Origin of the sequence: Streptomyces sp. NPDC058457 (assembly GCF_042720695.1) — a bacterium.
GTDB lineage: Bacteria > Actinomycetota > Actinomycetes > Streptomycetales > Streptomycetaceae > Streptomyces.
In genome coordinates, this window is sequence record NZ_JBHXLU010000072.1 from 1 (window position 1) to 19,846 (window position 19,846).

General features: G+C 69.0%; 18 protein-coding genes and 1 pseudogene. 11 read left to right on the forward strand and 8 right to left on the reverse strand.

Annotated elements, in window-relative coordinates:
• The 4 genes from ACFWPS_RS39170 to ACFWPS_RS39185 all read right to left on the reverse strand — a co-directional run.
• Positions 1–494, reverse strand: a 494-nt coding sequence (locus tag ACFWPS_RS39170) for an aldehyde dehydrogenase family protein (RefSeq protein WP_383714657.1), incomplete at its 3' end; no start/stop codon positions are given.
• A 153-nt stretch (positions 495–647) separates the two neighbouring features.
• Positions 648–1,055, reverse strand: coding sequence for a nuclear transport factor 2 family protein (locus ACFWPS_RS39175; RefSeq protein ID WP_383714659.1), 408 nt, complete (start codon positions 1,053–1,055; stop codon positions 648–650).
• Positions 1,052–2,014, reverse strand: a complete 963-nt coding sequence (locus ACFWPS_RS39180) for a PDR/VanB family oxidoreductase (protein WP_383714662.1) — start codon at positions 2,012–2,014, stop codon at positions 1,052–1,054. Before ACFWPS_RS39180 ends, ACFWPS_RS39175 begins: the two co-directional genes overlap by 4 nt.
• A 9-nt stretch (positions 2,015–2,023) precedes the next feature.
• Positions 2,024–3,316: a Rieske 2Fe-2S domain-containing protein gene (locus ACFWPS_RS39185; RefSeq protein WP_383714665.1), complete on the reverse strand. Its 1,293-nt coding sequence runs from the start codon at positions 3,314–3,316 to the stop codon at positions 2,024–2,026.
• 335 nt (positions 3,317–3,651) lie between these two features.
• Between ACFWPS_RS39185 and ACFWPS_RS39190 the strand changes: the two genes are divergently transcribed.
• Positions 3,652–4,293, forward strand: a complete 642-nt coding sequence (locus ACFWPS_RS39190; RefSeq protein WP_383714667.1) for a TetR/AcrR family transcriptional regulator — start codon at positions 3,652–3,654, stop codon at positions 4,291–4,293.
• 178 nt (positions 4,294–4,471) lie between these two features.
• Positions 4,472–4,894 (forward strand): heme-binding protein, encoded by a 423-nt coding sequence (locus ACFWPS_RS39195; protein ID WP_383714669.1) that lies wholly within the window; start codon positions 4,472–4,474, stop codon positions 4,892–4,894.
• Between the two features lie 300 nt (positions 4,895–5,194).
• On the opposite strand, the gene ACFWPS_RS39200 is transcribed toward ACFWPS_RS39195, so the two are convergent.
• Entirely contained in the window at positions 5,195–6,076 is an 882-nt protein-coding gene (locus ACFWPS_RS39200) for a LysR substrate-binding domain-containing protein (RefSeq protein ID WP_383714672.1), read from the reverse strand.
• Between the two features lie 71 nt (positions 6,077–6,147).
• Between ACFWPS_RS39200 and ACFWPS_RS39205 the strand changes: the two genes are divergently transcribed.
• From ACFWPS_RS39205 to ACFWPS_RS39230, 6 genes are all read left to right on the forward strand, one after another.
• Positions 6,148–7,353 (forward strand): thiolase family protein, encoded by a 1,206-nt coding sequence (locus tag ACFWPS_RS39205; RefSeq protein ID WP_383714675.1) that lies wholly within the window; start codon positions 6,148–6,150, stop codon positions 7,351–7,353.
• Positions 7,350–8,045 (forward strand): 3-oxoacid CoA-transferase subunit A, encoded by a 696-nt coding sequence (locus ACFWPS_RS39210; RefSeq protein ID WP_383714678.1) that lies wholly within the window; start codon positions 7,350–7,352, stop codon positions 8,043–8,045. Before ACFWPS_RS39205 ends, ACFWPS_RS39210 begins: the two co-directional genes overlap by 4 nt.
• On the forward strand, positions 8,042–8,725 hold the full coding sequence (locus ACFWPS_RS39215) for a 3-oxoacid CoA-transferase subunit B (RefSeq protein ID WP_383714680.1): 684 nt from the start codon (positions 8,042–8,044) through the stop codon (positions 8,723–8,725). The genes ACFWPS_RS39210 and ACFWPS_RS39215 overlap by 4 nt, the downstream gene beginning before the upstream one ends.
• A 999-nt stretch (positions 8,726–9,724) precedes the next feature.
• The gene (locus ACFWPS_RS39220) at positions 9,725–11,017 is read left to right on the forward strand and encodes a PucR family transcriptional regulator (RefSeq protein WP_383714682.1); all 1,293 of its coding nucleotides are present in this window, start codon (positions 9,725–9,727) and stop codon (positions 11,015–11,017) included.
• 268 nt (positions 11,018–11,285) lie between these two features.
• On the forward strand, positions 11,286–12,509 hold the full coding sequence (locus tag ACFWPS_RS39225) for an acyl-CoA dehydrogenase family protein (protein WP_383714685.1): 1,224 nt from the start codon (positions 11,286–11,288) through the stop codon (positions 12,507–12,509).
• A gap of 81 nt (positions 12,510–12,590) precedes the next feature.
• Entirely contained in the window at positions 12,591–13,166 is a 576-nt protein-coding gene (locus tag ACFWPS_RS39230) for a flavin reductase family protein (protein WP_383714688.1), read from the forward strand.
• 243 nt (positions 13,167–13,409) lie between these two features.
• Here ACFWPS_RS39230 and ACFWPS_RS39235 read toward each other — a convergent pair whose 3' ends face one another.
• Positions 13,410–13,700, reverse strand: a complete 291-nt coding sequence (locus ACFWPS_RS39235; RefSeq protein WP_383714691.1) for a hypothetical protein — start codon at positions 13,698–13,700, stop codon at positions 13,410–13,412.
• A 540-nt stretch (positions 13,701–14,240) separates the two neighbouring features.
• Here ACFWPS_RS39235 and ACFWPS_RS39240 point away from each other — a divergent pair.
• Entirely contained in the window at positions 14,241–15,260 is a 1,020-nt protein-coding gene (locus tag ACFWPS_RS39240) for a hypothetical protein (RefSeq protein WP_383714692.1), read from the forward strand.
• Between the two features lie 580 nt (positions 15,261–15,840).
• Here the strand turns inward: ACFWPS_RS39240 and ACFWPS_RS39245 are convergent.
• Entirely contained in the window at positions 15,841–17,340 is a 1,500-nt protein-coding gene (locus ACFWPS_RS39245) for an FUSC family protein (RefSeq protein ID WP_383714695.1), read from the reverse strand.
• Positions 17,341–17,539: 199 nt separating this feature from the next.
• Positions 17,540–18,403: pseudogene (locus ACFWPS_RS39250) on the reverse strand (FUSC family protein); the annotation flags it as partial.
• Positions 18,404–18,617: 214 nt separating this feature from the next.
• Between ACFWPS_RS39250 and ACFWPS_RS39255 the strand changes: the two are divergent.
• Both ACFWPS_RS39255 and ACFWPS_RS39260 read left to right on the forward strand, forming a co-directional pair.
• The gene (locus ACFWPS_RS39255; RefSeq protein ID WP_383714697.1) at positions 18,618–19,094 is read left to right on the forward strand and encodes an Lrp/AsnC family transcriptional regulator; all 477 of its coding nucleotides are present in this window, start codon (positions 18,618–18,620) and stop codon (positions 19,092–19,094) included.
• Between the two features lie 15 nt (positions 19,095–19,109).
• Complete coding sequence (locus ACFWPS_RS39260) at positions 19,110–19,844, forward strand: HAD family hydrolase (RefSeq protein WP_383714700.1); 735 nt, start codon at positions 19,110–19,112, stop codon at positions 19,842–19,844.
• The last annotated feature ends 2 nt before the right edge of the window (positions 19,845–19,846 follow it).

Sequence of the window (19,846 nt, forward strand, 5' to 3'; positions counted from 1 at the left end):
GGCGCGTTCCACGGGGCGATGCCGACGACGACGCCGACCGGCTGACGCACACCGAGGGCGGTCAGGCCGGGCACGTCCGACGGGATCACCTCGCCCACGGCCGCGTAGGCCTGGGCGGCCGCCTCGACGAGCATGCCCTTCGCGACGTGCACGTTGAACCCGCACCAGGGCAGAGTGGCACCCATCTCACGGCTCATCGTGGCCACGATCTCGTCGGTGCGCTCACCGAGCAGGACCGCCGCCCGCTCCAGGACCGACCGCCGCGCGGCCGGCGGAAGACCCGACCACTCGGAAAGCGCGGCCGCCGCCGCGTCCACCGCACGGTTGACATCATCGACGGAGGCTGCCGCGACCCTCGCGATCGACTCACCCGTCAGGGCCTCGGTCGTCTCGAAGTAGCGGCCGCCCTTGGCCGGGACGTGCTCGCCCGCGATGAGGAGGTCGCTGGTCCGGACCGCGCCGGACGTGGGTGCCTTGATCTCAGTAGCTGACATTGTTGTCGCCTCGCCTCCACAACAGCGGCGATCGTCGTCGATCGCCGCGGGAACCTTCATGTCGAACTCTCTGCCGCCGGGCGCCCGCCCTGAAGCCTCTTGTCCGTTCATCGAACAGCAGCGTGAGGGGGATGCGGCCGGCCTTCTCGGGTGTCAGGCCGGCGGCATGCGCTTGGACTGGTGCATGTGCGCCAGGCGCCAGCCCTCCGCGGTCTTCTCCCAGACCCGGGTCATCACCTCCTGTACGGGGAAGGGCGGGAGGTTCTCGTCGAAGAAGATGTGCATCTCCTGGAGACACGTGGTGATCGCGGTGTCGCCGTGGACCGTGATGCTCAGTTCCTCGGCCTTGGCGAAGACGGTGCGGCGACGGGTCGAGGCGAAGTGGGCGAAGGCCTCCCGGCCGTCGATCTTCCCGACCGGGCCGTGGACGACGTGACTGTCCTCGAGCATGAGGGCGATCAGCGCCTTCTCGCCCTCGACGAGAGCCACGAGCCAGGCGGCCTCCGCCTGTTCGATCGCCTGGAGGGTCGCGGTGGGTGCGGTGGACGTGGTCGTTTTCATAGGTCCAGCTCCAGAATCGGTGAGAGTGCTCGCGATGAGCAGGTGGTGAACATGCCGTCGGCGCGTTCCTGATCGGTGAGGACGTCGTCGCGGTGGTCGGGCTCTCCGGCGAGGACACGCACGATGCACTCACCGCAGATTCCCTGCTGGCACGAGTAAGGGGCGTCCACGCCCTGGGCGAGCAGGACGTCGAGGACGCTCTGGCCTTCCTCGATCCGGTACTCGCCGCCGGTCCTGGCGAGCCGCACCCGGAAGGCCCCGCCGGCCTTGTGCGCCTCGGCGTCCTCGACGGGGGCGAAGCGCTCCTTGTGGATCGCTTCGGCAGGCCATCCCGCTGCGAGCGCGGAGGAGATCACGAAGTCCATGAAGCCTCCCGGCCCACAGACGTAGATCGCCGTGTGGGGATCGGGCTGGCCGACGTCGGTGCCGATGCCGAACCGCTGGTCGTCCGGGCCGTCGTCGAAATGGAGCCGGACCCTGGGGTTGTGCTCCAATTCGTCGAGGAACGCCGAGTCTCCCCGGCTGCGCGCGCAGTAGTGCAACTCGTATTCCGCGCCGCTCGCTTCGAGCACGTGCGCCATGGCCAGCAGTGGAGTGATGCCGATACCGCCGGCCACCAGCAGATGGCGGCGTGCCTCGCCCGAGATTCCGAACCTGTTCCGGGGACGGGAGATCCGCAGCCTGTCGCCCTTGCGGAGCCGATGCATCCCCAGCGAGCCGCCGCGCGACGCCGTCTCGGCCAGCACCGCCAGTCGATAGCGGGTGCGATCGTGCGGCGGCCCGCACAGGGAGTACTGGCGGACCAGCCCGGCGGCACTGTCGACCAGTACGTCGACATGGGCGCCGGCGGCGAACTCCGGAAGCTCGACGTCGTCGGGACTGACCAGGTCGAGCACCACGATCCGACTGGTCGCGTCGCGCCGGGCGTCCACGATGGTGTCGAGCCACTCGTTGCTCATGATCGTCGCTCAGATTCCAGCGGTGGCCGGGGCGTCGGCGTCGTCGCCCGCCGGGCGCTTGCCGAGGGTGAAGAGCCCGGACTGGGTGCGGTGAACCTCCGAGGGGTCGCGGACGATGTTGATCGGGTCGCGCCCGGCCTCGACGTCGTCGACCATCGTGAGCAGCATGCGGCGCAGCATGACGACGCCGCGGTCCGAGGTGGCCAGGGTCTCCACGGAGTCCAGGGTGATCGCTCCCTGAGAGCCCTGGGCCTCCGCGTCGCCGGGGAACCGGTGGCGCTCCTCGTCGGTCAGCTCGTGGTTCTGCTTGCCGTTCTGCGTGATGCCGATCACGAAGCGGACCATGCGCTCGGGATCATTGGTGCGGATCGAGAAGAAGAGCCGGTTGGTGGTGTCGTCGGAGGGTACGAGCCACAGCAGCTGGTCCGGATTGTCGGGGCTGATCTTCACGTAGTCTGGCAGGCCGAAGATGTTGGGAAGGTGCTGCTCGACCGCGAAGCCGTACTCGGTGACCTCACCGTCCTCGCCCTCGACCTCGAATCGCTGGGTGTACTTCACGCCGTGGTCGGTACGCTCGTATGTCACGCGCTCGGCGATAGTGGCCGGGTCGAAGAAGCTCTCGGGGTAGCCGAACGTCCCGGTGCCCAGCATCTGGTACCCGCTGTGCGTGGAGTGGAGCCAGGTGACGTGCGTCGGGTCGGCGCCGTTCTCGTACATGTTGAGCCAGTTGAAGTCCGCCGGCATGCCGAGGACCGCGGCGTGCGGGACCGGCCAGCTGGCGAAGTACTTCTCGTCCTCGGCGGGGTTTTCCAGCGCGTCGTAACGCGGGAGTTCGGGCTTGAGCTCGGGCGGGCCCATGTAGACGAAGACCAGGCCGTAGCGCTCCTGGACGGGGTACCACGGCTGGCGGGCGGCGTCGCGCCTGCGCCCCAGGGCCGGCTCACACGCCTGCTCGATGCAGCGGCCCTCGACGTCGAACTTCCAGCCGTGGTAGCAGCAGCGGATGCCGTCGTCCTCGACGCGGCCGTAGTAGAGGCTGGCGCCGCGGTGGGTGCAGCGCTCGATCACGACACCGGGCTTGCCCTGTCCGTCCCGGAACACGACCAGGTCCTCGCCCAGTACGCGGGTCTTCTGCGGCAGGGCACCGGCGACGAGCGTCTCCGAGCTGGCGATCGGGTGCCAGTAGCGACGCAGGGCCTCCCCCATGGGCGTACCAGGCCCGACCTCGCGCAGACGGGCGTTGTAGGAGGGCTTCGGGCGACCGTATCCGGTACCGGTGTCGACCTCTGAAGTGGTGGTCATCGTCTTGTCTCCCGTGCGGCTCGGGCGCACAGCTGGTGGCGCGTGCAGGGCTGTGGGTAACACCTGCGAGAGCACCGTCTCGCGCGACCCTCGAATGAGATTGTTGATTCACATTCGCATTTCACTTCGCGGTGCGTCAAGGGTCATCTCCAGGTGTCCGCCCGGCGAGGAGAGGCCGGTTTCCTGACGCTTGCGCCCCAGCCCCGAGCCGGTCGTGCACGGTGCCACCTCTGCACGGCGCTCGCTCGCCGGCCCGATCGCGCCACTGCTCACGGCCCAGCAATGCCAGGCGCAGGGCCGCCGGAACGAATGCCGGCGGCGTATACGCTGAGGCGGTGAGTACCGAACCTTCACTCGATCTGCCGCCGGCGCAGCAGGCGCGCAGCCGACTGACCCAGCAGCGGATCCTGGAAGCGGGTACGGCCCTCCTGACAGAGGGCGGCACCGAGGCGCTCACCATCGCGGCCGTCGCCGCTCGGGCGGGCGTCTCCGTGGGGAGTGTCTATCGACGGTTCGGCGACAAGGACCGCCTGATCGCCGCACTGCAGCACGACATGATCGATCACTTTCGCGCCGACATCATCCGCCGCTTCGCTCCACTGCGCACAGACCCGACCACACTGATCGCCTCGGCGGTCGCCGGGATCACCGAGACGTTCGAAGCACACGCACGCCTGATGCGCGTCTTCATCACCGCGGGCACCACCGACCCCGCAGTGTCCGAAATCGGGTCCGACGCCAGCATTGACTCCGGCCAGGTGTTCCGTCAGTTCCTGGAACCGATCATGCCGATGATCAGCGCCCCAGAGCCGGACTTGCGGATGGATGTCGCCTTTCGCCTGGTGTACGCGGCGTGCATGAACCGCGTGCTGCACGGCGAACGATTCGAGTCCGAGCGACCGCTGACATGGCGTCAACTCACCGACGAGCTGGCGAACATTGCCTGCCTGTATCTACTGGGCGCGTCGACGGAGTGAGCTCCGGGACCCCCTGATGCGAATGCGAGGTACGCTTCACATTCACCTCGGGCCGCGACACACTGTCGCGGGTTTCCAGCATGTCCGGAATCAGCGATGACCTGGACTGTCGACGCTCCGGGGATCCCACGGAAGACGTCCGGTCGACCACTCGGCCGCCAAGGGAAGGAACCGCCCCATGCGAGAGCCGCTCAGCTACGAGATCGCGCACGGCGCCGCTCTGGCCGCTCTGGAAGCAGGAAGGGCCGAGGGGCACCAGGTGTGCGCCGTCGTGGTCAACCGAAGCGGTGTCACGAAGGTTCTCCTCAGCGACGACGGCGTTGGTCTCCTCGGTGTGGAAACCGCGCGACGCAAGGCTTACACCTCGGCCGTGAGCGGTGTCCCGACGGCCAAGTTCGCGGCCTTCGCCGCGTCCCCCCAGATGCAGGTGGCGCCTCCTCACCTGGTTGATGCCAACCTTCTGCCGGTCGCCGGCGGCGTGCCGATCGTGACGGCCGACGGCGAGGTCATCGGCGCCATCGGCGTGGGCGGGGCGGACGACGTCACTGACGACCGCATCGCGCATCAGGCGCGAGACTCCGTCGCGAAGATCGTTGCGTAGGCATTCCTCCCGGTCGGTGAGGCAGCGACGTCGGGCCTTGCGGCGGTCGTCGCGCGCCCTGGGCTTGCCCGGAGCGCGTGTGCGCCTCGCCCAGCAACCGTCGGCCGGCCTGAAGGTGTCGCTTCCTCGCGTTGCCCGACGAGACCGGGAAACGGCCGTCGAGGAGGCGCTCCGCACGCCGATGACTCCGACGGTCCGACCCGACCCGACGCCCGCACCGGGCCGCCCGCACTCCCGCCACCCGCAAGGCAGGGCTGTTGCGCCATGCCAGGGCCGGCCCATCCAGCTTCGGTCGATCCGTCAGAACATCGCCTCAATGATCCCTACGGTGCGCACAAGGTGCGGTTCGGAGCGGTCGGCACGGTGGGCGACGGCCAGTTCCACCCGCGCGTCGGCCCCTGCCAGCGGTAGGTAGGCGACGCCGTCGAGCGCCAACGCAGTCACGGGCTCGGGCACGACGGCGACGCCGAGACCGCCGGCCACGAGCGTGACCAACGTCGAGGTCTCGCCGACCTCGTGGCGAATGTGCGGTTCGACGCCGGCGTCGCGCAGCAGGCCCAGCACGACGTCGTACATCACCGACCGGCGGTCGGCGGAGTGGACGATCAGGTCGGCACCGGCGAGGTCCGCGGCGCGCAGGCGTTTCCGGCGGGCGAGGAGGTGGTCGACCGGTACGGCGACGACGAGCCGGTCCCTGCGCAGGATGCTGACGGTGAGGGAGAGGTCGGCCACCGGAGGACGCAGCAGCCCGACGTCGATGGCGCCGGTGCGCAGCGCCTCGACCTGGTCCGGCGCGAGCATCTCGCCGCGGAACGAGAAGTCGACGCCGGGCAGCTCCTCCGAGAGCCGCCGCGAGAGCGCGGGCAGGAGGCTGTACGTCGCCGAGCCCACGCACCCGATCGCGAGGCGGCCCGCCGAGCCGGCGGCGACGAGCCGCGCATGCTGGGCGGCCTCGTCGATGTCGGCGAGGATCGCGCGCGCCCGATCGAGGTAGGCCCGGCCGGCCTCGGTGAGGTCGACCCGGCGTGTGGTGCGGTGGAGCAGTTCGATGCCGAGCTCGGTCTCCAGTTGGCGGATCTGTTGGGAGAGTGGCGGCTGGGCCATGTGGAGCCGCTCGGCGGCACGACCGAAGTGGCGCTCCTCGGCCACCGCTACGAAGTACCGAAGATGGCGCAGATCCATATGTCACCCATATCAATCAGCTCGCATATGTGTACTTCAGAATATCGCGGGCCGGGGCTAGCGTCGGTGCCATGAGCGCTTTCATCTACGCCGCGACGCGCACGCCGTTCAGCCGCTTCAACGGCGCGCTGGCCGGCGTCCGCCCCGACGACCTCGCCGCCGCCGCGATCACCTCGACGCTCGCCGCGGTGCCGGACCTCGACCCCGCCGCGATCGGCGACGTGGTGTGGGGCAACGCCAACGGCGCCGGCGAGGAGAACCGCAACGTCGGCCGCATGGCGGCACTGCTCGCCGGGCTTCCGGTGAGCGTGCCAGGCACCACGATCAACCGGCTGTGCGGCTCGAGCCTCGACGCGGCGATGACGGCCAGCCGGACCATCGAGTCCGGCGATGCCGAGGTGGTGCTGACCGGCGGCGTGGAGTCGATGACACGTGCGCCGTGGGTGCTGCCGAAGTCGGCGAAACCGTTCCCGGCCGGCGATGTCACCGCGGTGTCGACCACGCTCGGCTGGCGGCTGGTCAACCCGAAGATGCCGAAGGAGTGGACGGTCAGCCTCGGCGAGTCCAACGAGCAGCTCCGCGAGCGCTTCGGGATCTCCCGCGAGCGGCAGGACGCGTTCGCCGCCCGCTCCCACCAACTCGCGCACCAGGCTTGGGAGTCGGGCTTCTACGACGACCTGGTGGTGCCGGTCGCAGGCATCGACCTGACGCGTGACGAGGGCATCCGGCCCGGATCCACGCCGGAGGTGCTGGCCGGTCTCAAGCCGGTCTTCCGGACCCAGGAGCAGGGCGGCACCATCACGGCGGGCAACGCCAGCCCGCTCAACGACGGCGCCTCCGCAGTGCTGCTGGGCAGCGAGAAGGCCGCGGCCGCCATCGGGGCCGACCCGATCGCCCGTGTCGCCGGCCGCGGAGTGATGGCGCTGGAGCCGCAGGCATTCGGCTACGCACCCGTCGAGGCCGCCAACCGTGCACTGGCCCGGGCCGGGATCGGCTGGCACCAGGTGGGCGCGGTCGAGCTCAACGAGGCCTTCGCCGTGCAGTCCCTCGCCTGCCTCGACGCGTGGAAGGTCGACCCCGCCATCGTCAACCAGAAGGGCGGCGCCATCGCGATCGGACACCCGCTGGGCGCCTCGGGCGGTCGCGTCCTCGCCACCCTGGCCAAGGTGCTGCGCGAGACCGGGCAGCGCTACGGCGTCGCCGCGATCTGCATCGGCGTCGGCCAGGGCCTGGCTGTCGTTCTCGAGAACTGCGACACGACGGGTGCGGGCCGGTGAGCCGGGCGGAGATCGTCGAGAGCACGGACGCGGCGGTGGCCGGGATCGAGGACGGGTCCACCGTGCTCGTCGGAGGCTTCGGCCTGTCCGGGATGCCGTTCGATCTGATCGACGCGCTGATCCGGCAGGGCGCGAAGGACCTCACGATCGTGTCCAACAACGCGGGCAACGGTGATGTCGGACTGGCCGCGCTGCTGGCCGCGGGCCGGGTGCGCAAGGTGCTCTGCTCCTTTCCGCGTCAGGCCGACTCCTGGGTCTTCGACGGCCTCTACCTCGCGGGGAAGATCGAGCTGGAAGTGGTGCCGCAGGGCAACCTCGCCGAGCGGATGCGCGCGGCCGGTGCCGGCATCGGGGCGTTCTACTGCCCGACCGCGGTCGGCACACCGCTGGCCGAGGGCAAGGAGGAGCGGAAGATCGACGGCCGCAGGTACCTGCTGGAGTACCCGATCAAGGGTGATTACGCGTTGATCGGCGCGCACGTCGCGGACACTCTGGGCAACCTCGTCTACCGCAGGACGGCCCGCAACTTCGGTCCGGTCATGGCCACGGCCGCGACGACGACCATCGTCCAGGTCCACCAGGTCGTCGAGCCCGGGAAGCTCGACCCGGAAGCCATCGTCACCCCGTCCATCTACGTCGACCGGATCGTCCAGGCGACGGCCCGTCACTACACCGTGCAGGGGGCACGATGACCACCACGTACACAGGGGCGCCGACGGGCGCCGACCACCGGCTCTCGATGGACGAACTGGCCGCCGTCATCGCACGCGACATCCCGGCCGGCGCCTTCGTCAACCTCGGTATCGGGCAGCCCACCAAGATCGCCGACCATCTGCCGGCCGACTCCGGCGTGGTGCTGCACACCGAGAACGGCATGCTCAACATGGGTCCGAAGGCCGAGGGCGACACGGTCGACTCCGACCTGACCAACGCCGGCAAGGTCCCGGTGACCGAGCTGCCGGGGGCCGCGTACTTCCACCACGCCGACTCCTTCGCCATGATGCGCGGCGGACATCTCGACGTCTGCGTCCTCGGTGCCTACCAGGTCGCCGTCAACGGAGACCTCGCCAACTGGACCACCGGCAGGCCCGACGACATCCCCGCCGTCGGCGGCGCCATGGACCTCGCCATCGGCGCCAAGGACGTCTACGTGATGATGACGCTCTTCACCCGGACCGGCGAACCCAAGCTCGTACCGCGCTGCAGCTACCCGCTCACCGGCATCGGCTGCGTCAGCCGCGTCTACACCGACCACGGCGTCTTCGACGTCGGCCCCGACGGCATACGGATCCGGGAGACGTACGGCATCAGCGCCCACGAACTCGCGGAACGACTCGGCATCACGCCACCGGCGCGTCAGCCTCCAGCATGACCTGGATGTGTTTGAGCAACTGAGGTCGTACGGCAGATGGACGCGTTCGTCGCAACCGTTCACGGGTACCTCAAGTGCGAGCCGAGCGACAGCGCCATTTGAGGTACTCCGTCTGCGCGGTTCGGCGGACACAGGTTCACAAGGCCCCGGCGCAGGCTCTTCTGCGACCGGTACCAGGCCGGACTCATAGGCGAAAACCACCGCCTGGACGCGGGCACGGATTCCGATCTCGGCGTGGATGTGAGGGACGTGGGACTTGACTGTGGTCGAGGCGCCGGACAACTGTTCGGCGATGTCGTCGGCATCGGTTGGCCCGACGCCACAGCGGTGAGGACGTCACATCCGCGTCCGGTGAGGGTGTCGAGACTGATGTCGCGCTTGACCGGGCGGATGGTGGGTCATCGGCGGACAATCGATGAGCACACCAGGCAGACGGTGAGCGACCCGGTGGCAACAGCGCGTACCGCGAGGAGCTTTCAGGGCTTCGGTGACACCCTCGGGGACCTGGACCTGGCCGTCGGCGAACTGCGTACCGCCAGCCGCCAAGGTGACGCCGAGGCCTATGGCGCACATCGCCCCGGCCTGCAGCTCGTAAGTCAACCACTACGGCTCGATCACCCCCGGCCCCCATGAGCACGAACTCGCCAAGCTCGACGACCAGGAACACGGGCCCCGCGCACTTCCGCAATGAACGATTCCGGAGCCGGGTTGCGGCAGCCATCGGCTCGGCGCCACCCGAGAACGGGCGGCGCCGAGAACACCGCCGACGAGGCTCGTGCGGTCAGACAGTGGGCATCATGCCTGGGCGGGGGCTGTTCCGCGGACGGCCACTGTCCGCCGGTCAGTTCCACGTAGGGGGTGCCGGTGACCGGGTCCGCGGTGGCTGCTGCGCGCGGGCGGTCGAGGTGGTCCAATCTTCATATTCATCTGAGAGCCGTCAAACCGAGCCACGTGGACTGGCACAGTCTCGTCGCAGGACGGCCGGGACGGGAGGCGGGGTTGGGCGAGCACATCGGAGCGTGGGTGAAGCGGTTGCGCCCGGCTGTGAACCCCGGAGAGCCCACCTGCACTCGGGAGACGGTACGCCGTGCGACCGACCAGGTCGGTGACCAACCGGTCGCGTGGGCGGTCAGGGTGGCGGCCGACATCGTCCAGGGCGGCGCATTCACCGATCTGACCGGCGCCGGCCTGAAAGGCGCGCAGGTCATGCGCTCCGCCATCGAGTCGATCGTCATCTCGACGCTCCTCGCCATCGAGGCCGACGGCCACCCGCCGGCGCAGCTCCCGCCCGAGGCGGAGGCGCAGATCGTGGATCTGGTCCACCGCCGGGTTCCTCTCGACCTGATCCTCACCCATCAGCGCAGGATCCACTCACAGCTGGCCGACCACTTCATGGGCGGCTGCCGCTCCCTGGTATCGCTCCCCGATCTCGCGGCATCACTCGAGCACGTGTCTCATGTGCTCTTCGAGTTCGCCGACACGTTCGCCACCATGAGCGCCGAGTCGTACACCGCCGAGAACGAGCGATTCCTGAGAAGCACCGCCGCCGCCAGGTACGAGACGGTTCTGGCGTTGCTGGCGGGAGAGGGCTCCGTCGACGTGGCGTCCCGACAGCTGACCTACCCCCTGACGAACGCGTACCACATCGGCCTGGTGCTGCATCCCGCGACCTCGCCGAGCCATACCGGGGATCACCTGGACCAGGTGGCCCGGTCCCTCCTGCGCAGCATCGGCGCGAACGCTCAGCTGGTGGTGCCGGTGGACCGGACCGAGGCATGGGCGTGGGGAGCGTTCCGGGCGCGGCCACCGCGTGAAACGCCGCTGCTGCCCGGCGGGTCCGACGTGCTGGTGGGCATGGCGTCCCCTCACCGAGGCGTCCAGGGCTTCCGGTGCACCCACGAGGAGGCCCTCGACGCGGCGCGGGTGGGGGCTCTCGGTGTGCGCTCGACGGCGGACGCGAATGTCGTCCGGTACGACGAGGTCCGGTTGCTCTCGCTGCTGATCGCGGACCCCGAGAAGGCCGCTCGCTTCGTGCGGGACGAACTCGGCGTACTGGGATCGAGCGCGGGTTCCACACGGGTTCTCCGCCGGACAGTCCGGGTCTACCTCGACTGCCACGGCAGTCCGCAGGAGGCCGCCAGGGAGCTGCAGGTCGCGAAGAACACGGTCATCTACCGGGTCAAGCGGGCCGAGGAACTCCTGGGCCGCTCCGTCCGGGACTCCCAGCTCGAGTTGCACGCGGCGCTCCGCCTCGCGGAGCTCCTCCCCGATCTGGACGACACCGGTCACTGACGGGCTCACGTGACGCATCCCGCCCGCCGCCCTGGCCGTCGGGCTCTTCGCCACGCGCCGAGGGTGCGGGCTGATCGGCCTCCGGCTCGCGCCGTTCGACCCGCGAGCGCGGCAATCGCACCACCGTTTTGGGCCCCGGGTCCAATCGGCGTCGAAACCTTGGCGGGTCAGGCATACAGACCTGCGTCACACGCGGACTTCAATCAACAGCAGGACGACACGACCGGCCACCGCTTCGGCAGGTGAGCCCCCGAGGCAAGGAGGCCTCATGACGACTCTTGACGACGTCACGACGTTCGGACCGGAGACGCAGGGCGAAGCTCGCAAACGTCTCCTGCAGACCGCCCTCGACCTGCGGCCGCTCCTGCGTGAGCACGCCGACGAGTCCGAGCGCAACCGCCGTCTGGCCGAGAAATCGGAGCAGGCCCTGCGCGAGTCCGGGTTGTTCCAGGCCCTGACGCCAAGCCGGTCGGGCGGGGCCGGCGGAGACGTCCGGACCCTCATCGAGCTGTCGGCCGAGATCTCGCGAGGGGACTCGTCCGCGGGCTGGGTCGCCTTCATCGCCAACACGACCGCGTTCGGCATGGGCCTCTTCCCCGACGACGTGCGCGAACTGGTGTACGGCCCGGACCCCCGCAACGTCGCGATCAGCCAGTTCGCACCCAGCGGGACCGCCGAGAAGGTCGACGGTGGCTACCGCATCAACGGCAAGTGGGGTTTCGCCTCGGGCTGCTACCAGGCCCAGTGGACGCTGAACGCGTTCCTCGTCCTCGACGCGGAGGGCCGGCCCTCGGAGGTGCGGTGGGCGCTGATGCCGCTGGCCGACATGCGGATCGAGGACACGTGGTACGTCGTCGGCATGGCGGGGACCGGCAGCAACACCCTCGTGGCCGAGGACCTCTTCGTCGAGGACCGGTGCACCCTGGACCTCGAGACGTTCATGGGCACGGCCGTGTTCCCGATCTGGCACGAGGACGAGACCAACTACCGGGCGTCGCTGAACAGTCTCGCCTGTCTCGGCCTGTGCGGTCCGCTGCTGGGCATGGCCGAGGCCGCCTGGGACTTCACGATGGAGAACATCGGCAAGGGCCGCCCCATCAGCTACTGGGCCTACTCGGACCGTCGGGACGCCCCCAGCTACCGCCTCGCTCTCGCCGACGCGCGGGTCGCGATCGACGCAGGCAGGATGCACCTGCTCAGGTCCGCCGACGAGATGGACACAGCCGCCCGCGAGGGCCGGGTCCTCGACACGGCGGCCCGGGCGCGGATCCGCGGCGACTCCGAGATCGCGACGCGCAACTTCCGCCAGGCCGTGACGCTCATGCTCGACATCGTCGGCACGAGCAGCTTCGCCCAGTCCAACCCGCTCCAGCGCGTCTGGCGTGACCTGACCGTCGCCAGCGGCCACGGCCTGAACAACCCCCTGCTGAACCGGGAGGTCTACGGCCAGAGCCTCGTCGGTCGCGACACCGCGGAGATCGGTTCGCTCTGAGGTCGTCACGGGCCTGGGTCCTCGTGGCCCGGCCCTCGGGCCTCCACGGCGCGACTCGACACGTCGAAAGGAACTTCCGCCATGACGACATTCGCCATGCCCGAACACACTCATCCCCCGATCCACCTGACCGCAGCGGAACGGACGGAGTCACTGCCGGCCGAGACCTTCAGGTCGGCGTTCCGGATGCACCCCTCCGGCGTCGCCGTCGTGACCGCCGACCTGGGTGCGCGGCCGGTCGCGATCACAGTCAGCTCGCTGGCGTCCGTCAGCGCCGAACCGCCGCTGATCGTCTTCTCCGTCTCCTCGGGGGCCTCCAGCAGCTCGGTCCTGCGGCGGGCCGACAGCGTCGTCGTCCACATGGTGGGCAGCGACCTGCTCTGGCTCGCACAGCTCGGGGCCACCAGCGGGGTCGACCGCTTCGCCGATACGAGTACCTGGACGCGGTTGGCCACGGGCGAACCGGTCTTCACGGCAGCCCCGGTGTGGGTACGAGGGAAGGTGGTCTCCCGTATCGAGGCGGGAGAGGCCTCGATCTTCGTCGTCCACGCGGTGGCGGCGGCCGTGCCCGAAGGGGCTGCCGAGCCCGTGGCGGCTCCCCTCGTCTACCACTCCAGGTCCTGGCACCGGCTCGATGAACGCTCGATGCTGGCGTGACCCGGGCTGCGGTTCCCGTGACCGAGCGTCCACCCTTCGGCGAGCACCGCTCGGTGGAGAGCGTGGCCGCCGGCTTCGCGCGGTGCCAGGACCCCCGACTCCGAGATCGTCACCGTCGTCGGTGACCCATCCGATCTCCGCGGCATCCGAACACAAGTCGTCTCCGATCCACGACAGCCCCCGAGGAAATCTGAATGCCTGCGCTGCCGGGCCCGGGAGTCAGAACCACATTGGTGGTGAAGATCAGTACTCGGGAAGCCGATTCCGCTTGGAAGTCGGACTCAGCCAGGCTTCACATTCGTCCTTGATCTGTCCCTTGAGCCACGAGACCGCATCCGGGGCCTGCTGCCCCGTCCGCTGGCGGAACTTGGCCTGTACCACCCCGTAGCCGTCCCTGGCGTCAAGCACACTCGGATACGGCACTCGCCCCTCGAACGTCGCCTCGCGCCCGCCGTCCTTGCCGTCCCCGAAGACGGAGACACCGGGTCCGAGGATCTCCTGGGCCAGCGCTTGTGACACATGCTCGAAACTCACGGGTACTCAAGCCGTTGAGGTTGTGATCCACCCGACCATGATGCCGCTACGGCCTCCTTCCCGAGGATCCAGCAGAACTTTCACCAGCCCTCTGGCTCCAAAGGTGTGCCCTATGCGCACTTGCGTGCGCCCATCGTTCGACTCGTACCTTGCAGCGTCGACCTTAGGTCTCGCTGCGATCCACCGGGGAACAGGGGGAACAGGTGCCGAAGTCGACTGCAGAAGCACTGGAAGATCTCGCGCGGTATTCGAACGTCGCTGTCCATTCCACCTCGGCACTCGCCGGGGACGTTGGTGCCGCAGCCGCAGAGGACGACGAAGAGCGCAAAGAAAAGGATCTCGAAGCCCTCCGTCGCAAGCCGGGCCTGCGTCCGTTAGGTGCCTCAGATCTCGTCGGCTCCGTCCGGCTGACACCGTGGGACGTCCTGCACACCCTGGCGCGAACCATCTCCTTGGCCCGCCGAGGGGCAGTCCGCGGCCTGGCCGAGCACTGGGGCAGCGAAATACAGCCTGGCCCTCAACGGGAGCCCCACATCGTTCATGGGGCTCTCCGCCGAAGGGCGGGACACGGCCGACTACTACAAGGCGCTCCAGTCCGGAGAACTCGGGGTCGGATTCGCGCTGGCCGTGGCGGAACGGATTCTCCGCCGACGCTACCCGGATCACGCGGTGTCGATCGTTCCCTCGGACACAGCCCTCCGCGCGGGCTGGGCCCTGAACAGCAAGGAAAAGGGCGCCACGGTGGGCTACCGGTACCGCCTGCAGTACTTCGGCGAGATCTGGAAACCAGGAGAGCCCTCGCGGATCTTTCCCATCGTCTCCCGCGGAAACCATGGCACGGCGACCACCTCCTACGGCCAACTCGCTGACGCCTCTGCCTACATAGAGGGAGTCCACGTCGGCGCCTACGACGAGACGCCCGGCCTGGTCTTCAGTACGCAGCTGCCGCTGGATGAGGCGCTCACCGTGCACGCTCTCAAGGCCGAAGGCTCGGACGGCTGGATGTCCGCTACAAGCACTACCCCGCTCGGGAGCCTGAACACACTGCTCCAGGACGAGGCATGGCCTCCAGGCATTCACCCACCGGCCGAAAATGGCAAAGGGCCGTCCGCAGAACCCGGCATTCACGTCACCGAGGAAATCACCGGGTGGTTCCAGCGAGACCTCGCGCGCACATCCGCCGCGGGGCTCACCGCCTTCGCCGGCGACGGGAACTCCACCACCCCGTACCTCACTACCCGCCAGGGATACCGCCGCTTTTCTGCCGGCGTCGCCCACGCGGCCACCGACAGCGTCCAGGACGCCAAATACAGTCTGCTCGGCATCCCGTTCGTCGGCACCGACCACATCTTCCGACTCAATGGAACACGCGTGGAGGCATTCTCCGGAGTCCACGCCGATCTCTTCGGCCACCTGAGCCACGGCCGCCTGGAGCAGTACCGCGGAGATGTCTACGCTCTGCGCTCCGCGTGGCCTTCGGACACGTGGGACGAGAACTGGGACGGTCCCGTCTCGATACACCAGGACGGCTCCGTCCTGGCCATTCACCTGCCGCCCTGACGAATGGTACGCCGCCAAGTGGACCAGTATCTTCCGGTGGTCATAGCGGCGCACGCAAAACGGGTGGCAGCGACTTCCGACGGCTTTCTGCCCCGCCCCTCGGCAGTAACTTTCTGCGCTCACTTGATCCGCCGGAGCAGCTTCTCTGGCACGCCCCACCGACCACGCGCGGGGCCGTTCCCTGGGGAGAATCTGGAGAGTACGAGCGGCTCTGGGGAGCGCGTGGGGAGAATCGACTGCGTAACCGGGCACGAGCGTGAAAGGCTCAGAAAGACGGATCGGCCCAGGCCAGAGAGGCTCGCAGCAGCATCGCCGCAGGTCAGCGCCACCAGGTAGACGACTTCAAGAAGATCTCTTCGTCCTCCCGGCTTCGCGCATCACGCGCGGTCTTAAGCGAGGCCCTCTCCGACTCCGGCTTCGCCCAGTTCACGACCAAGATCCGGACCATATACGGGCCAGAGCCCACCGGCCCTGCTTCAAAGCTCGCATTCGTACTGGTCAGAGCCATGGAAGTCGTGTACCACCAGCAGACGAAGAGTCTGCTGTCATGCAGGCGAGCACCAACGTCCCATGCAGGCCGTCAGGCGGGGATAACGGGGCCTCGCAACGGGACCGCAAGGGCCTTCAGTGCCTCTTCCAGGCCACGCAGGTGAGCCAGAGCCACTTCGCCGCCGGAAGGGTGAGGTGAGGCACCGGGCGCCTCGATCTCGCCTCGCTCCGTTTCGGGCGTGGTCAGTGCCTGCACCGCCGCTTCCACTCGCCGGCACGCAGCGGCGAGCCTGGCGTCGTGGGAAGCATCCGGGTCCGCCGCGACGGACGCCAGGCCCCGCACCTCCCGGGCACACCGGTCAAGCAGTTCCATCACCTGACGGGCCCGCGCCTTGCGCGCCCACAGCGGAGTGAACGGGTGCACCAGCGGGGCCACCGAAAGCCTGACCCTTCCCAGCAGCAGCTCCAACTCAGCAACATGTCGGGCGGGATCCGCATCTGGAGAGCCGGCCAGGCGAGCCGCGGCCTCAGAAGTGCACGCATGGACGCAATGCAGCGCACGCCGGACACACGCGTCAGTGGTGGCATGCGTGGTCACCGGCAGCACCAACAGGACAGCGAGCGCCGCGCCCAGCGCGCCCACCCCCGTCTCCAGCACGCGCAGAGCCAGCAGCCCTGGATTCAGAACTCCCAGCAGCCCGTAAAGCAGCCCGGCCATCACCGTCACCGCCAGCATCATCCACGTATACGACACCGCGGCCGTATAGAAGATGCCGAACACACAGAACGCCACAATCACCGCGGTCGGAGCGCCCGCCCCATCCAGCGGAACAGCGATCACGAGGCCGACGGCGATCCCGATCACGGTGCCCAAGACCCTACGGAAACCACGCACCAGGGTCTCACCCCGCGATGTGGTGTTCACGAAGATCCACCACACCGCACCCACAGCCCAATACCAGCGCTCATGCGACACCAACTGCCCCACCATCAGGGCGAAAGCACCGCCTACCACTCCCTGGACCGCCTGGCGCGTGGTCACCCGGGAAAACCCCGTACCCGCCGGAGCCACCACCGGAACAGCGGCCGGAGAAAACCGCCGCTCATAGCACCACAGGCCAAAACGCACCGCAGAGGACGCCACCAGAGCGAGCGCCACCGCCGCACAAAGCTCCAGCAACTGGCCCGGCACCGCATGCAGGAACTGCGCCGCGAAAAACATCATGAACGCAAACGTCCCCAGAGAATGCCCTCGCGGCCCCCACCGCCGCGCATACATCCCCGCACCCAGGACAGCGACGAAGGCCACATCGCGCACCCACGGGAAATCGTGCAATGCCGCCGCGAGAGCCAGCACCGGGAAACCTGCCACCGGCAACAGGGCCGTCGTGACCGCCTGTCCCCGCACCGACGAATCGACCACCGTGAACAAGGCAAGCAAAGCGGCAAGCCCACCAGCGATCGCCGCCGGCAGCGACCGCGTCGCCAGATCCGACATCATCACCGCCAGAGCTACACCAAGGACACCCCGCACAGCACTGCGCAACCTCAGCCGCCCTGGATCCGGCGCGACGAACACCCGCTTCAACACAAGACTCCCCTGACACCCAAAACGATCAACTCATGAAACTGACGCACCGTCAGGAAAGTCAGCAAAGAGTCAGCATCAGTCCGCCCACAGACTCCCGAAGACGCCCACACCTGCACATCAAACGGCACCAAGCAGACCGTGTCTGATCTGCGAAAACACGCCCCAGGCCCGCCACCCTCGCGATCCGCCCGGTTGACGCAACGAAGAACATCATCCAGGTGTAGGAGACGGCGGCCGTGTAGAAGATGCCGAAGACGGCGACCGCGACCAGGGCGGCGGTGGGTGCCGGGGCGCCGTGCACGGGGGCGGCGACCAGCAGGCCAAGCGCGATGCCGATGAGGGTGCCGAGGACCCGGCGAAAACCCCGTACCAGGGTCTCGCCGCGCGAGGCGGTGTTGACGAAGATCCACCAGGTGGCACCGACCGCCCAGTACCAGCGCTGGCCGGACACCAGCTGGCCCGCCACCAGCGCGAAGCCCGCGCCCGCGGTCGCCTGGACGGCCTGCCGGGTGGTCACCCGGGCCAGGCCGGTGCCGGCGGGCGGGGCGGGAACCGGTGGCGGGGGCAGGCGGCGCTCGTAGCGCCAGAGGCCGAAGCGCACGGCTGCGGCGCTGAGCACGGAGAGCAGGACGGCGGCGGACAGCTCGGGCAGCTGAGCGGGGGCAGCGTGCAGGAACTGGGCGACGAAGAAGGTCATGAAGGCGAACACGCCCAGGCTGTGGCCGCGCGGACCCCAGCGGCGCGCGTAGACGCCCGCGCCGACCACGGCGAGGAAGACCAGGTCGCGGGCGACCGGAACGTCGTACAGTTCGGCGGCGGCCGCGAGCACCGGCAGGCCCACGGCGGGCAGCAGTGCGGTGGTGACGGCCTGTCCGCGCACGGTGGCGTCCGCGACGGTGAACAGCGCGAGCAGCGCGGCGAGCCCACCGGTGACGGCGCCCGTGAGGGAGTGCCCGGCCAGTCCGCAGACCACGACGGCGAGCCCGATGCCCAGCACGGCCCGCGCGGCGAAGCGCAGCCGCACCCGCCCCGGGTCCGGCGCCACGAACACCCTCTTCAGCACTGCTTCCCCTCCCGCGGACGGCACGGAAATGGCGCCGCGGGGATCCGCAGCGCCATCGACACACCCATGAGAGCATCGGCGGGGCGACTGGCTCAAGTGACGTCGATTCCGCAGGGCCATTGGTCCAGTTCCGAGGCGCGACGCGCAGCGGCCGTCATACCAATGGCGCAGGTCGGCGAGGATCATCGGTGAGCCATTGGTACAGTCGTACATCATGACCGTGGACGAGCTGGACACCCGCATCCTGCGGCTGCTGCTGGAGCAGCCGCGCACCAGTGTGCGCGAGTACGCCCGGGTCCTCGGGGTCGCCCGGGGCACGCTGCAGGCCCGGCTGGACCGGCTGGACCGGGACGGTGTGATCACCGGGACCGGCCCTTCCCTCTCCCCCGCCGCGCTGGGCCACCCGGTACTGGCCTTCGTGCACATCGAGGTCACCCAGGGGCATCTGGACGACGTCGGGGACGCGCTGGCCGCCGTACCGGAGATCGTGGAGGCGTTCTCGATCACCGGCGGCGGGGATCTGCTGACCCGGGTGGTGGCGCGGGACAACGCGCACCTGGAGGATGTGATCCAGAAGCTGATCAGCCTGCCGGGCGTGGTGCGCACCCGCACCGAGGTGGCGCTGCGCGAACGCGTTCCGCACCGGCTGCTGCCGCTGGTGGAGTCCATCGGCCGGGCCGCCCGCGCCTAACGGCATCCTGGTTCCATGAGCGATCTCGGCAACCTCTCGGTCGTCTTCGACCTCGACGGAACACTTGTGGACAGCGAGCCGAACTACTACGAGGCGACGCGGCAGATGCTGGCCGGGCACGGCGTCACGGACTTCACCTGGGCGGAGCACGAGAGGTTCGTCGGCATCAGTACGCTGGAGACGGTGGCCCTGCTGCGCGACCGCCACGGACTGCGGCCCCCGGTGGCCGAGTTGCTCGCGGAGACGAACCGGCGCTATCTGGAGCTGGCCCGGACCCGCACGCGCGTGTACCCGGAGATGCGGAAGTTCGTGGAGCTGCTGGCGGCCGAAGGAGTCCCTACGGCGGTGGCCTCGGGTTCCTCCCCCGAGGCGATCGAGGCGGTCCTGGCCGGCACCGGGCTGGACGCCCGTCTGCGAACGGTCGTCTCGGCCGACGAGGTACCGCACGGCAAGCCGGCGCCGGACGTCTTCCTGGAGGCGGCCCGCCGCCTCGGGGCCGACCCGGCCGACTGCGTGGTCCTGGAGGACGCGGCGCCGGGCGCGGCCGCGGCGCACGCGGCCGGGATGCGCTGCATGGCTATCCCCTATGTCGCCGCGCAGGCCGACCGGTTCACCACCGCCGACCTGCTGATCCGTGGTGGTCAGGCGGAGTTCACTGCGCGGGGCGCATATGAGTGGCTCACGCGGACGGCTGGGGCCGAAGGTGTCCGAAACCGGCCACTTCACGAAGGAGCTCATCTAGATTCTTGAGA